The following is a 14,827-nucleotide window of genomic DNA, read 5'->3' as shown; positions in this document are numbered from 1 at the left end:
AGATGAATAATCAAAACAAACTACATGGCGAAAATGTGATTCCAGCTGGCTATAAGCGGACGGAAGTAGGGGTAATTCCCAATGATTGGGTTGAAATAGACCTGAATTCAATCGTTTCTGGATTAGAAGCTGGAGTAAGCGTTAACTCTATCGATCAGGTTGATGCCTACTCGCATGGAAAGCACATACTTAAAACATCATGTGTATCCAATGGACATTTTGATGGATATGAAAAAAAATCTATCCTGCCAACTGATGTAAAGCGGGCTAAATGCTCCCCTGTTAAGGGAGGGATAATTGTCAGTCGGATGAATACACCTGCCTTGGTTGGGGAGGTTGGGTATGTTGCGGAAAGCAATCTAGATAGTTTTTTGCCAGACCGATTGTGGCAAATGAAATTCAAAAAGGATGTTGCTCACAACCCTAAGTGGCTGGCTACATTGCTTAGCTTCCCTCCTTTTTCAAAAAAAATAAAAGACACTGCCACTGGCACAAGTGGAAGCATGAAAAACATCTCGAAGAGTGCTTTTTTATCTTTGAAACTTCCTTGGCCAACATTAAAAGAACAGAATATTATCGGTACAGTTCTCTCCGATGCCGATGCTCTAATTACCGCACTTGAGCAGTTGATTGCCAAAAAGCAGGCCATCAAAACAGCCACCATGCAGCAGCTACTGACTGGTCGAACCCGCTTGCCACAATTTTCTAAATATCATGATGGGGCTATCAAAGACTATAAGACCAGCGAACTAGGGAAGATCCCGAAAGATTGGAAGATCACTAGCATTGGGGATTTATTCTCTATTTCTGCAGGAGGAGACTTGAGGGTCGATGAGTTTTCAGATATTAAATCTGAACTACACCCACATCCTATTTATTCAAATGCTATTAGCAATTTTGGCCTATATGGATATTGTCAAAGTTACGATTACATAGGGGAATACCTGACAATCACAGCGCGAGGAGGAATTGGCCACGCTGTAGCACGAAAAGGCAGTTTCTGCGCAATAGGCCGCTTATTGGTCCTAAACCCAAAAGGAACTTCCAACGTAAAATTTTTTGAAGAGTATATAAATCAGTACTTATCGTTTGCGAATGAAAGCACTGGAGTTCCTCAGCTTACTGCTCCTCAGGTTGCAAAATACTTAGTTAATTGCCCTAGTATTGAAGAACAAACAGCCATCGCCACCATCCTTTCAGATATGGATGCTGAACTATCGATTCTCGAGCAAAAACTGGCCAAGGTCCGCGATTTAAAACAAGGAATGATGCAACAGCTGCTGACCGGACGCATACGTTTACCGTTGGATCACCAGCCATGAAACATACCCTTGATAAGACAGTTCTGTCGGTCAAGGGTTTGCTTAGTCTGACTGACGTAACAATTCCGGCCTATCAGCGTCCTTATAAATGGACGGTAAAAAATATCAGCGAACTGTTTGCGGACATAAACAGTCATCTCGATAAATCGGCCTACCGCTTGGGCTCAGTAGTGTTTCATCAGCCTGAGAGCAATGAAGAACATAGACTGGATATCGTCGACGGTCAGCAACGAACTTTGACATTAATGCTGGCAGTATGGGCCATTATCGAAACCCGACTTGCTGAGTTGGAACGTCAGGATTTGCAGGAAGCGCTAACCCAGCTAAAGCCCTCCGTTGAAAGTTTTATGGTACGGCAACGCTTTGCCAGTCAGGTATCGGAATACAATCTGTACCAGAATTATCAGGAGCTAAAACGTAGGGTTAGCCATCGAGAATTCAGCGAGCAACATATTGATTTTCTCCTCAATCGCTGCCAGTTGGTGGTCTTTGTGCTGACTGACCTGTCTGAAGCCTTTCAGTTCTTCGACTCACAAAATGCCCGAGGACGGGATCTGGATCCACACGATCTGCTTAAGGCCTTCCATCTACGTGAATTCGCCAGCCATGAGGTAGAACTGAAAGCTGCTTCCGTTGCCCATTGGGAAGGATTACCCAGCGATGACCTGGCTAATCTTTTCGCATCCTATCTCTACAGGGTACGTCAGTGGTCGCAGGGAAATTCAGCTCGTTTCTTTGGTAAGGATGAAGTCGGCCTATTCAAAGGGATCAACCTTGATCAGATTGGTCAGTTCCCTTATGTGGAATCTTTGCGCATAGCTCACCATTTTGTAGATGACTATAACAATCAGTATCAGCGCAAGATTGATGGCCAGAAAATGCGTTTCCCTTTCCATCTGGATCAAATGGTTATCAATGGAAGACGTTTTTTCGAAATGGCAGAACACTACCAGCAACAGGTATCGGCAATTATCTCCAGTGAGCATGCCAGCACTCATACTCAAAAGCCGTTAATGATTCAGGGCATAATCCTTGGTGAAATGGCAACTCAGATACTAAGAACATTAAATAGCTATCGAAATCGCTATCGAACAGGGGATCAATATATACGCACTATGTTTGATTGTGCTCTGATCTTTTATATCGACAAATTTGGTGGGCAGTCGTTATCTGCAGCGATTGAAAAAAGCTTTATCTGGGCCTACAGATGCCGAATCCGACAGCAGGTGGTACAGCTAGCAACTATGGATAAGCACGTGCTGGAAAATAATCTGTTCCGGGTAATCAAAGAAGCCAGAGTACCTGGTGATGTGCTATCTATACCATTACTCACAATTCGGGCTTCAGAAAATAATAATAACCGCCGTACCGGTAACCATGAGCAAGACGAGCTGGTGAGGCTGTTCAAGGAGATGAACTACTATGAGTGATGCAAAGGTAACATCCTTTACGGTCAGATCATTACTGGGTGATGCATCTCGTTATCTTATCCCCATGTACCAGCGTAACTATGCCTGGGGAGAAGGTGAGATCACTCAACTTGTGCAGGACATACTCGACTACCAGCAAAAAAGCCTGCATAGCCCTCTCCCTCAAACTTACTACATAGGTACCTTGGTCGTGTTCACTCGCCCTGATGGGCAGTCAGAGATAATCGACGGACAGCAACGTTTTACGACCCTATCACTTCTTGCTAACTGGTTAAAAAAACACACTAAATCCTCGCTCGATATGAACTGGTACCAAGGCATTAACCTAGGGTTCGAGAGTAGACCAAAATCCAGTGAGACCTTTGCCCGCCTCTGGCAAGGCGTGGAACCACATAAGCTTCGAAGCAAGGAATTTAATGAAGGGCTGATCAAAGGCTACGAACTTATTGGCAAGGTTCTACGCGACTTGAAATTAGTTGGTGAGTCATTAACTCATTTTTGTACCTATCTGTTCGACCATGTACAAATTGCCCGAATAGAAGTGCCTGCTGATACCGACCTCAATCATTTTTTTGAGGTGATGAACAACCGAGGCGAGCAACTTGAAAAACATGAAGTGGTGAAAGCGCGACTGATGGCTGTGCTCAACGAGATAACGGACCAGCAAGCTCGGCAGAGCAGCCTGAACACCCTCTCACGAGTTTGGGATGCTTGCTCTAACATGGAACGTTATGTCCAGTACGGTTTTACACCAGCCGAACGTCATCAATTATTTGGGCAGGAAAATTGGGGGCAATTTGTGCCTGCTGATTTTAATTCCCTAGCTGACATGCTTATCCCACCGGCTTCGGAGCTTGGCACAAGAGAAAACCAAACAAACCGCACACTGGCTGACATTATCAAGTCATCTTCAAACTTCAGTGGTGATAGAGGTGAAGAAGATGAAGGTAGCTCAGAGCGTTTTAATAGTGTTATCAACTTCTCCAACTTCCTGCTCCAAGTGTTGCGTGTCTGCAGCAACATAGGCAAGAACAGAGTAGATGTTCCGCTTGACGACAAACAATTAATCGAACAGTTCGAACTTCGGCTGTTAAAGCAGAATGAACCGGTTAAAGCGGTACAGGATTTCGTCTTTGCACTTCTCAAATGCAAATATCTTTTTGATCAGTTCGTGATAAAACGAGAGTTCGCCAAAGGTAGCGATGGCTGGAGTTTGAAGCGCCTGCGTTGGTATTCGGAAAAGAGCACCAGCTATACCAATACGTTTAATGAAGATGATGGTAGCTATGTAGACATCAACCGACAGATTCTGATGCTACTTTCCGCATTCCATGTTTCAACCCCTACTCTGGTTTATAAACACTGGTTGAATGGAGCTTTGTATTATCTGTTTAATGCCCATTCCGCTGAAAACCAGATAGATGTAAGGAAGTACCTCGGTTATCTGGAGCATCTCGCCTCCGCGTTTATCTTTCAAAACTTCCTGGCAGAGCAAAAACCAAAATCATATTTTGAGATTATCTACGGTAAAGAGGCACCTCTCCAACCAGTGGTACTGTCGGACAAGACTCAGAAGAAGATGCGCTTTGGTATGATAGCAAACAACCTGGTATTCAATTACCTGGACTACTTACTGTGGTGTCGTGACAGAAATAAAGCTGAGGTAGTGAAACGTTTTGAATTTACCTTCCGAAGTTCAGTAGAGCATTTCTACCCTCAACATCCCATAGATAGCTCTAGGACATTACCAGATACATCGTTGCACTCCTTCGGCAACCTCTGTCTGATTAGCCACAGCAAAAATTCGCGACTGAGTAATTTCCAGCCAAAACAAAAGCAGGAGCACTTCGAAGCGAGTCTCGAACGGAATGAAATTGATAGTCTGAAACTGCTCGCCATGATCGAGCTGATGAAAAAGAACAATAAGTGGGGGGAAGATGAAATCGCCACTCACGAAGCAGAAATGCTGGCAGTGTTAACCAGTGGTAGTGATAGCGTATTTAGGGAGGTGTTATGAACAGTGTTGGTCAACGTGAACGCATGACACAAAAACGTGTTATCCAGTTATTCACCGATCATCTCGGTTATCACTATCTTGGTAACTGGCACAAAAGAGAAGACAACCGGAACATCGAGCCTGCCTTAGTTTCGGCCTGGCTAACAAAACGCGGTGTTTCAGAAGTCCTAATCGCCCGAGCATTACGGCAGCTGGATCGAGCCGCAAGCCTCGGTGAAGGTCGTATCCTCTATGATGCAAACAAAGAGGTGTATCGCCTGCTACGCTACGGCGTAAAGGATAAAGAAGGTGCAGGTGAGCAGAATCAAACCGTGTGGTTGGTCGACTGGAAAAATCCTGACGCCAATGATTTTGCTATAGCTGAAGAAGTGACCTACAACGGCGAAAATAAAAAGCGCCCGGATTTGGTGTTATATGTTAACGGTATTGCGCTTGGCGTCATTGAGCTTAAACGTTCTACAGTGTCAGTCTCAGAGGGTATCCGCCAAAACCTCGATAATCAGCAAAAAGCCTTCATCCGCAACTTCTTCACTACCATCCAATTGGTGATGGCCGGTAATGATTTAGAAGGGCTTCGCTATGGTGTAATCGAAACACCGGAGAAATATTATCTCCAATGGAAAGAAGCCGCTGAGTCCCCCCATTCCAACATGCTCGATCGCCATCTGGCCCAGATATGTAATAAACAGCGCCTGCTGGAATTGATCCATGACTTTATCGTCTTTGATGCTGGGGTGAAAAAAACCTGCCGCCATAACCAGTATTTTGGCGTCGCTGCAACGAAACCTTTTATTCAGCGCAATGAAGGCGGCATCATCTGGCATACCCAGGGCAGCGGTAAAAGTCTGACTATGGTTTGGCTGGCAAAATGGATCAGAGAAAATATCACCGATAGTAGAGTGCTGATCATAACCGACCGCACAGAGCTAGATGAACAAATCGAAAAAGTCTTCAACGGCGTGGAAGAGGAAATCCTTCGCACCCGAAGCGGAGCAGATTTGGTAACTCGCCTTAATCAAACCAAACCCTGGCTTATATGTTCGCTAGTGCATAAATTCGGCCGCCACGAAGAGGATGACATAGAGGCCGACACTGACGATTTCATCGAACAAATAAAACGAAATATCCCTGCCGATTTTAGCCCGAAGGGAAAATTATTCGTGTTTGTGGATGAGTGCCACCGAACCCAATCCGGCAAATTGCATTCGGCAATGACAAGCATTTTGCCAGATGCACAATTTATCGGTTTCACCGGTACCCCGCTGATGAAGAAAGATAAGAAGAAGTCAGTGGAGGTCTTCGGGCCTTATATCCACACTTATAAATTTGATGAAGCAGTCAATGATGGGGTTGTACTGGACCTGCGCTACGAAGCTCGTGACATCGATCAGCGGGTCAAATCTCAGAAAAAAGTCGACCAGTGGTTTGATGCTAAGACATCTAAACTTTCTCGCCTTGGCCAGCAGCAGCTCAAGCAGAAATGGGCATCAATGCAGAAGCTATTGTCGAGCCGCTCGCGACTAGAACAGATTGTCGCGGACATCCTTCTCGATTTTGAACAAAAGCCACGACTCGCCGACGGCCGCGGTAACGCTATGCTGGTTTGTTCCAGCGTCTATCAGGCCTGCAAATGCTATGAGATGTTTAGTGAAGCTGGTTTTGCCGGTAAATGTGCGATTGTGACGAGCTACCAGCCAAATGCCAGTGAGATTAAAGGCGAGGAGAGCGGTGAAGGACTGACTGAGAAACTGGCCAAGTACAACATCTATCGCAAAATGCTTGCGGAGTATTTTGAACAGCCTGAGGCTGAAGCAGCCAAACGTGTGAGTGATTTCGAAAAAGAGGTCAAACAACGCTTCATCAAAGAACCAGGCCAGATGCGGCTTCTGATAGTCGTTGATAAGCTATTGACTGGCTTTGATGCTCCGTCAGCCACATACCTCTATATCGACAAGAAAATGGCCGATCACAACCTTTTCCAGGCGATATGTCGCGTTAACCGGTTGGATGGTGAAGATAAAGAATACGGCTATATTGTCGACTATAAAGACCTTTTCCGCTCATTGGAAAAAACCGTACAGGACTACACCGCAGAAGCCTTTGACGGCTACGACAAAGAAGATGTAGCCGGTTTACTGAAGGATCGATTGCAACAGGCAAAAATCGATCTTGATGGTGCTCTGGATGCCGTTCGCACCCTCTGCGAACCAGTAAAAATGCCACGCAATCAACTTGATTATCAGCATTATTTCTGTGGGGATACAGGAGCATCGATAGAGCAGTTATCTGAGAAAGAAGCTTTACGTCTGACATTGTATCAATCCGTGGCGAAGCTTATCCGTGCTTTTACCAATCTGGCAGGTGAGCTAACAGATGCTGGTTATAGCGAGCAGCAGGCAAATCATATCCGCATCGATGTTGAGTTTTATACAAAAGTCCGCGATGAAATCAAAATAGCCAGTGGCGATTTCGTGGACATGAAGCAATTTGAGCCAGGTATGCGGCAGATGCTGGATCTTTGGGTGGATGCCGATCCTAGTGAAACCCTTATGGATTTTGAGGAACTAGGACTGCTTGAGTTAATTATTGAACGTGGAGAAAAAGCACTGGATGGACTTCCAGCCGACATGCGTGACAACCAGGAGGCCATGGCTGAAGCGATTGAAAATAACGTTCGCAGAACTATTGTTGATGAAAACCCCGTCAACCCGAAATACTACGAAAAAATGTCGGTATTGCTTGATGAACTGATCGCCCTTCGTCGCCAACAGGCTATCTCCTATCAGGAGTACCTGGAACAGGTACGCGAACTTGCAAAGCAGGTAAAACATCCGCAATCTGGAAGTAAAAGTTCTTATCCAGTAAGCATTGATACTCTCGCTAAGAAAGCGTTGTATGACAACCTGGGGCAGGATGAAGTCTTGGTAATAAAGATAGATACTGCAGTGCGTCACACCAAAAAGGCTGACTGGTATGGGGATCGTTTTAAAGAACGCGAGATTAGTTTCGCTATTGCGGAAGAACTCATAGGTTATTCAGTGACGGTCGCTGATGTAATGGCCCTGGTGAAGGCTCAGAAGGAGTACCGCTGATGTCATTGGTTACCTTTGGTGAGCTCACTCTCGATTTGCAACGTAAGCCAATCAAAAACCTGCATATCAGCGTACTGCCTCCGGATGGCCGAGTGAGAGTATCGGCCCCCGTCTCACTGTCAGACACAGCTATCAGGATGGCTGTTGTCAGAAGGCTGGTATGGATCCGACAGCAGCAAGCACAATTTCAGGCTCAGCCGCGCCAGAGTGAACGAGAAATGTGTAGTGGCGAAACACACTATCTTTGGGGAAGAGGATATCGCCTGGATGTAGTTTTAGTGGATAAGCCCGCTGAAGTGAAACTACAGGGTGGCTGGATACGAATGAAAGTACCTCCACATTATGATACGGCCCAGCGGGAAGCAGTTCTCAACCAGTGGTATCGCGGTATTTTAAAACAAAGACTGCCTAAGTTAATGGCAAAATGGCAGCAAGAGGTAAAGGCTGAAGCCAGTTTTGTTGGCATCAAGCGAATGAAGACTAAATGGGGTAGCTGTAACCCCCAAACCGCACGTATCTGGATCAATCTCGAACTGGTGAAAAAACCTCCTGAATGCCTTGAATTCATTGTGGTTCACGAGCTAGTTCATCTACACGAACGCAAGCACAATGAGCGTTTTATCGGCCTGATGAACATGTACCTCCCGAACTGGCGCGAACACAGAGCAAAGTTGAATAAGATGCCCTTGGCTTATAATCATTGGGGGTATTGATCAACGGGGAGCAGAGCAGTGACAGAGCTCTCTAAATGTAAGATCCAGATGAATTATTTACTATTGGCTCCGTAAATTTCTCTATAGTCTAACAATCAAGAGTTTGGAATATAAACAGCACAACTGGTATGTTAAAGTCATTGTGAAAATGTGGTCATTCGGGGATATCTGGATATTACACAAGGAGTTCAAATGGGTATCAGTGTACAAGTTCTACAAGCCAATCATGGTGACTGCATCCTGGTAACACATGAAAGTCTGAATGGCGTATGGAACCTACTAATTGATGGAGGCAACGCTGCTACCTTTCAGTTCGGCCAAAGAGGTCGTTATAGCGGTGCTCTTCGCTGTGTGCTTGATGAACTCAAGGAGAAAGGGCAAAAAATTGATTTAGCGATTTTAACTCACATCGATGATGACCACATTGGCGGCCTGTTAAGAGCATTTGAGACACCGGGCTATCTGAGTGAAATGGTGTCGTCAATCTGGTTCAATTCATCGCGGTTCATTACTGACTACTTCAATGTTGCCGAAATTTCAGACAACGATATTCATCTCCGGGACGATTCGCCCCTGACGAGCGTCAGGCAAGGTAAAAACCTGGAAACACTGTTGAATGAAATCAGTTGCACGCGGCAACCTGTCGTAATGGCTTCTCAAAAAATCATAAAAGGTCCTTTCACATTTACTATATTATCTCCCGATGAAGACAAGCTCAGGAGACTTCTTCATAAGTGGCCTGATGACCCTGATCCAACTACTACCTCAGGGCATGCTACTGATTACGACTTGAGCCTTGATGACATTTGGGCTGATGATATATTTGAAAATGATCCTTCTGATTACAATGGCAGTTCTATTGCTTTCATTCTTGAAGCTGAGGGGAAAAGAATGCTTTTTCTCGGCGATGCTCATGACAAAATTATTGTGCGTAGTCTCCGGGCACTTGGATATAGTGAGACGAGAAAACTGCCGCTTGATTTTGTAAAGATTTCTCATCATGGCAGTCAGTACAATACCAGTTCAGAATTTCTTTCATTGCTAAATACACACCGGTTCATTATATCTACCAATGGAGCTATGCACGGACTACCTAATAAAAGAACTATCGCCCGAATTTTGGCCTCTGGTAGTGGGAATATATATTTTAATTACTCTGAAATTATTTCGCCATTACTGCATGAAGATGAGACCGAAACCTATTCCTCACGACTCGTAGCACTTGACGGAAAAATCAGGCTATAAAATGACCGCATCAGAAATGACCGCATCAGAATTAATGGCTTCCTATTGCGTCGTTGTAAATAAGGGCAGCGGCGTTCTGGTCAATGCCATGTCTCAGGATTATTCTTACGTTCTTACGGCAAGGCATGTGTTAACAGAGGCCAACGCTAAACCTGTCGTCACAGACGTTCAAGGTAGAGAGCTCAAGGTTTTATCAGTTCTGAATCACACCGATCAAAGTCATTCAGACACATATGACTGTGCCGTGATACAGGTTGAGTATATTCCAACAGTTGCACAACAATCATTCCCAGCCTCATCATTGCCTGATATGGCACCTCTTAAGCTTGTCGGTTTTCCGGGAACAGAGAGAGGAAGTACAGACCCAATGAAAGTCCAAGACGGACATATGACAAGCGTAAGGGACCATTTGATTGTCTTCACAGTCAGTGGCACACCAGGGAAAGATGCAATTGATGGTATGTCTGGTGGTGGTATTTATCATGTAGCCAATGAACGTCCCTATTTGGTGGGGGTTGAATTTGGTATGGATAGTATCAACAAGCATCAACAATATGGTCGTGTTCAATGCCAAGGGCTAGTGAGATTTGAAGAAATCATCGAGGCAAATAATAAAGCCCCCATTATACCAGCCTATTTGGAATGTTTTTCGCGTCTGAGAGAACAGATATTCAGTTTTAATGTTATTAATAAAAATACTATTATTAATTTAAAGACTGAGTTACTTAACTTTGCTGATAGCCTTGTCGCTCAAGGGATACCGCCTCCGTTCGAGCTCATGACAAAATATAAAAACGATTTAATAATCGGACCTTTTCAGCCTGCTGATATAAAAGATAAAAGGTTATGGATTGCTTATTTCGAATTTTTGATAATTTGCGCAATTCTGGATAATGTAAGCACCACTGACTATTGCTATATTAAAGAATTAGAGCGACGCCGAAGAATCCTATATACAAATGATGGTTCTAACTGGGTTGGTAAGCTAGACATAATTCTAAAAGCCGCTAGAAAATTTCTTGATAAAGACGGAACTGTGATTGTTGCGTCTCCAGAACAGGGAGCTGATTTATTGCCAGATGGATTTGAAGTGGACAGAGTTATACAAAATATCGCACTGGTTCCGGGAGCCGGACCTCTTGCCCCTATCGATCAGGTTGAACGGGCGATGTACAAAAGTTTTGTATTGACACACCTCGAGGGACTTCGTAAACAATGCGTCGTACGTAATGAAAGACTTTTTGCAAATACCGAACCTGGTGTTGCTCAGTTGCGTGCGTTTAAGGAGCACTTCAATGCATTTATTAAATAAAGAACACGACTTAAATTTCCTGCATACAAAATTCAAAGAGATGAGTTTTCAGCTTTTTGTTTCAAATGATGAAGGTTCATATATCTCTTGTGTGGCATGCTGGTGTGAAAGTGCTTCCCAAGTTGTTGACAACTGGAGTGCCATCCAGAACTATTTATCTGTTTATTATCAGCCCCCGGGGGATATAGCGTTATGGAATATTTACCTAGCATTTTTTTGTACAGAAACGCTTCCAATATGGGAGAAATATAAAATTGAAAATGATAAGTATGCTGTCAGAAAGTTGGTACTCGATGGAACTGGAACCATTCTTCCTAATGCTGAATCCCTGACTCTTCTAAACAACCACTTGTTAGGTGCTGATCTGGAGCTTACCGAACGAAACAAGGGTACAGAGGATGAGTTTTCCTTATCTTTGGGTGATTATGTTCGAGGTACTCCTTTAGATTCAACTTTTGAATCAAGAGAGACTCGAGCCCGAAGAATCGATAACATAATTGAATTTCTGAGCAAAAATGAAAATAAAAAAAGTTGAGATCGAAGGTTTCCGTGCCTACAAATATAAGGAGGATGGAATTTTCGATTTTACGAACGATGATGAAATGCCTTCTAACTTTGTTGCAATTTATGCTCCTAATGGTTTTGGAAAAAGCTCCTTTTATGATGCAGTTGAATGGGCGATTACGAATCATTTGGAAAGGCTTGGTGGTGACTATAATCGTTCAAATCATGAACTCGCAGCTAAAAGTACTAAAGAAAAGGGCATAGCTCAAAAAATCCTACGCAATAAGGATGTTGATAGCAGTATACCAACACGCGTTACAGTTACCACCACCCTCCCAAAACCGTTCAACCGAAACCTTAGAGCGCCACGTTCAAATTCAAGTGATATCAGAATCGGTGTAAATAAGAATAAAGAAAATGAATACTTCAGAAAAATTATCCTAAGCCAAGATGAAATTGATCGATTTTTAAGGGAGGCTAAACCGCAGGATCGATATAATCGTTTCATGGAAAGTTTTGGGTGTGATGCCGAGATTGCCCGTCAGGAGTTAACAGTTTTAATTAATGATAACAAGGTTGTACTAGCTGATCTGGAAAAAGAGAGAAACAAACTTCTAGATCAACTACATGAACCAGTTGATGTATATATGTTCGAACAATTTAATAAAATTGTGTCTGAATTGAATAAAGACGATGAAAATTTGATCTTGGTGGATGATCAATTCTCATTAAATACTCAACATGACATGGTTTCAGCCATCATAACCCGTACTCAAGAATTAAAAAAACAAGCTTCTGCTAATATCAATTTGCGAGAATCACTAACTAAATATTTTTCTAAATTGCCAGAATTAAAACTTAATCTTAGCCTAATCAAGGAGCAACAACACAAGCTGCTTAAATTTAGTAAAGGATTGCAGGAGGCTGAACGATATCAGTCATTGTTAACTTCATACTCGACTATTCAGAACGAATACCAGTACGCAAGCCAGCAATTGCTAACTCTTAATGAAGTAGCTGAAAACTTAAAAGTTTTTCTAGATACTCAATCAGAAATAACAAATGCCACTGAAAAACGCTCCTCGCTTTCTAGGCAACATACTTATGAAGCAACCATACTTGTTGATCTTCAACATTCACTCAGCAAACTTGATTCAGACTTAACCGAGGCTGATAATCGCTCATTGCTTCTACGTACGGCGTTAGATAATTGCTCCTCTATTTATTCTGAAATAAATGTACAACAAGAACGACTAAAAAAACTTAGTGCTCAAGTTGCAAATACAAATTTGTCATTAACTCTAAATAAGAATCTTCGAGATAATATTCAGGTTGAGTTAACAACGATATCTTCCCTCACGGTTAATTCGGAATCATTGCTTAATTCTGATTTAAGCTCAATTAATTTTGATAAGCTTAAACTAGATGAATTAGGGCACATTTCTGAAGAACTGAATGCGTTACTACTGCACGATCAATCTATTAAGAAAACTCAAATTTCTTTAGCCGAACAAATGGGGCTTCATGAACGTCTGGTTACCTCTGGTCTAGAGTATCTGAGTATATGGCCCACTAATATTTGCCCTTTATGTAACAAGCCGCATGATTCTGAGTCGGCTCTCCAAAAAGAAGTAAAGAATACAGAACTATTGTCAATTCTAAGTAAGGAGAATGCAGAAAAACTCAATGCTTCCACTAAACGACAAAGCTTACTCAAAGCCAAGATGGATGCAATCGTCCAAGAGGCCGTTAGGATTCAGATGGATCGCCTTTCTGATCTAAGAACTAAACTTAACGACCTAGGTTTGCAAGTATCTAAGCTAGAAGAGCAAAAATCATTACTTCAGGCAGAGGTCAACTCTCTACAGTTGCAAATCAAATCCCTTCAACTTTCTGTCTGGGAACTTACTAAAGAAGAACTCATATCTCGGACAGAAGCCGAACTCAAAGATCTTACTTTAAAGAAAGAAGAATTGCTTAATAGTAAAACAGTGTTAAGCCAAAATATTGATGAAAAAAAATTACTCATAACGCAGATTGAGTCATCGATTAAAATGCTTAATTTACAAATCCAAACCACTTCCTCTAAATCAGCTTATCAAAAGGTAAATGTTTACCTTACTGAAAATAGCTTGCAGCCACATGAATTTAAAACATATTATGTCGAAAAGCGAACGGCAATTGAAAAATGCAGAAAGGAACATTTATCTAATGCAAAAAAAATTGCTGAGCAGTCAAAATCCCTGAAAGAGACTATGATTGCTAACGAAACTGTGACTGATATTGAGGTATTATCCGCAGAGAAAAAGCAGGCAGAAAGTCATATCGCTGAGTATGAATCATTTATACAGTCTTTCGTTGCGTCTTTAAATCAAATGATTGGCCCGCAGGATGGCAAGACTGCCGATGAGATAGGAAATACTATAACCGAAACCATTAATCTCCAGATACTGCAATATCGAAGAATTGATAGCAAACTGAAAAAATTTGAACTGTTATCAGAACTATTGAAAGCAACAGAGTTGTATTTAACAAATCAAGTGCTCCGTGAAAACCTTACCACCGTGGAGAAACGCTTAACTCAGAGAAATCAAGTTGATAAAGTGCTGCTGGCTGAGAGAGAAAAGGTTATTGATGAACTTAGAAAGCTCATAAGAGAGTTCTTCTATGAAGATCTTATTGATTCTATTTACAGAAAAATCGATCCACATCCATCCCTCAAAAAAGTTGAGTTCCGCCCAGATTTTGAGACATCAGATCGTCCTGGATTAAATATTGTTCTCAGCGATAAGGAAGGGAAAACCGTGTCGCCAATTCTTTTTTTCAGCGCTGCTCAGCTGAATATTCTCAGTTTAAGCGTATTTTTGGCTAGTGCACTTCATGCCAAGGATGATAATGGTGATCCAATAGATGTCATTATGATTGATGACCCGATACAGTCAATGGACTCAATTAATGTCTTAGCCACAATTGATCTCCTACGAAGCATTTCTGTTCGTTTTAATAAGCAGATTATAATCTCAACACATGATGATAACTTCTTTAAATTGCTTCAGCGCAAGATCCCTTCACAAGTAATGGGTTCAAAATTCCTTAAGCTGGAAAAATTTGGTGTTGTAGTTCCTGTCGAATCATTGAGTAATTAATAGCTAATAAAAATATGACCATATACTGGGCCCGTCCCGGACCAGT

Annotated in this window: 9 protein-coding genes; all 9 read left to right on the top strand. The window is 42.6% G+C overall.

Translation table 11 applies throughout. The annotated features are described in order from the left end of the window. Nucleotides 1–2: 2 nt before the first annotated feature. The 9 genes from DBR02_RS13225 (at nucleotide 3) to DBR02_RS26985 (ending at nucleotide 14,781) form a co-directional block, all read left to right on the top strand. The gene (locus DBR02_RS13225; protein ID WP_107535643.1) at nucleotides 3–1,322 is read left to right on the top strand and encodes a restriction endonuclease subunit S; all 1,320 of its coding nucleotides are present in this window, start codon (nucleotides 3–5) and stop codon (nucleotides 1,320–1,322) included. Beyond that, nucleotides 1,319–2,752, top strand: a complete 1,434-nt coding sequence (locus DBR02_RS13220) for a DUF262 domain-containing protein (RefSeq protein WP_107534569.1) — start codon at nucleotides 1,319–1,321, stop codon at nucleotides 2,750–2,752. Before DBR02_RS13225 ends, DBR02_RS13220 begins: the two co-directional genes overlap by 4 nt. Beyond that, nucleotides 2,745–4,769 carry a DUF262 domain-containing protein gene (locus DBR02_RS13215; protein ID WP_107534568.1) on the top strand — a complete coding sequence of 675 codons (2,025 nt, stop codon included), beginning with the start codon at nucleotides 2,745–2,747 and terminating at the stop codon, nucleotides 4,767–4,769. Before DBR02_RS13220 ends, DBR02_RS13215 begins: the two co-directional genes overlap by 8 nt. Beyond that, complete coding sequence (locus DBR02_RS13210; protein WP_107534567.1) at nucleotides 4,766–7,861, top strand: type I restriction endonuclease subunit R; 3,096 nt, start codon at nucleotides 4,766–4,768, stop codon at nucleotides 7,859–7,861. The genes DBR02_RS13215 and DBR02_RS13210 overlap by 4 nt, the downstream gene beginning before the upstream one ends. Continuing rightward, nucleotides 7,861–8,574 carry a M48 family metallopeptidase gene (locus DBR02_RS13205; protein ID WP_107534566.1) on the top strand — a complete coding sequence of 238 codons (714 nt, stop codon included), beginning with the start codon at nucleotides 7,861–7,863 and terminating at the stop codon, nucleotides 8,572–8,574. Before DBR02_RS13210 ends, DBR02_RS13205 begins: the two co-directional genes overlap by 1 nt. A 192-nt stretch (nucleotides 8,575–8,766) precedes the next feature. Then, nucleotides 8,767–9,819 (top strand): ComEC/Rec2 family competence protein, encoded by a 1,053-nt coding sequence (locus tag DBR02_RS13200; RefSeq protein WP_107534565.1) that lies wholly within the window; start codon nucleotides 8,767–8,769, stop codon nucleotides 9,817–9,819. A gap of 1 nt (nucleotide 9,820) precedes the next feature. Beyond that, nucleotides 9,821–11,131, top strand: a complete 1,311-nt coding sequence (locus DBR02_RS13195) for an ABC-three component system protein (RefSeq protein ID WP_107534564.1) — start codon at nucleotides 9,821–9,823, stop codon at nucleotides 11,129–11,131. Continuing rightward, nucleotides 11,115–11,666, top strand: coding sequence for an ABC-three component system middle component 1 (locus tag DBR02_RS13190; RefSeq protein ID WP_107534563.1), 552 nt, complete (start codon nucleotides 11,115–11,117; stop codon nucleotides 11,664–11,666). The genes DBR02_RS13195 and DBR02_RS13190 overlap by 17 nt, the downstream gene beginning before the upstream one ends. Continuing rightward, nucleotides 11,647–14,781, top strand: coding sequence for an AAA family ATPase (locus DBR02_RS26985; RefSeq protein ID WP_233157715.1), 3,135 nt, complete (start codon nucleotides 11,647–11,649; stop codon nucleotides 14,779–14,781). Before DBR02_RS13190 ends, DBR02_RS26985 begins: the two co-directional genes overlap by 20 nt. The last annotated feature ends 46 nt before the right edge of the window (nucleotides 14,782–14,827 follow it).

It is taken from the genome of Enterobacter cloacae complex sp. (assembly GCF_900322725.1).
Taxonomy (GTDB): Bacteria; Pseudomonadota; Gammaproteobacteria; order Enterobacterales; family Enterobacteriaceae; genus Enterobacter; species Enterobacter quasihormaechei.
The sequence above is the reverse complement of the archived record's forward strand: the minus strand, read 5'-3'. Positions and strand labels throughout refer to the sequence as shown.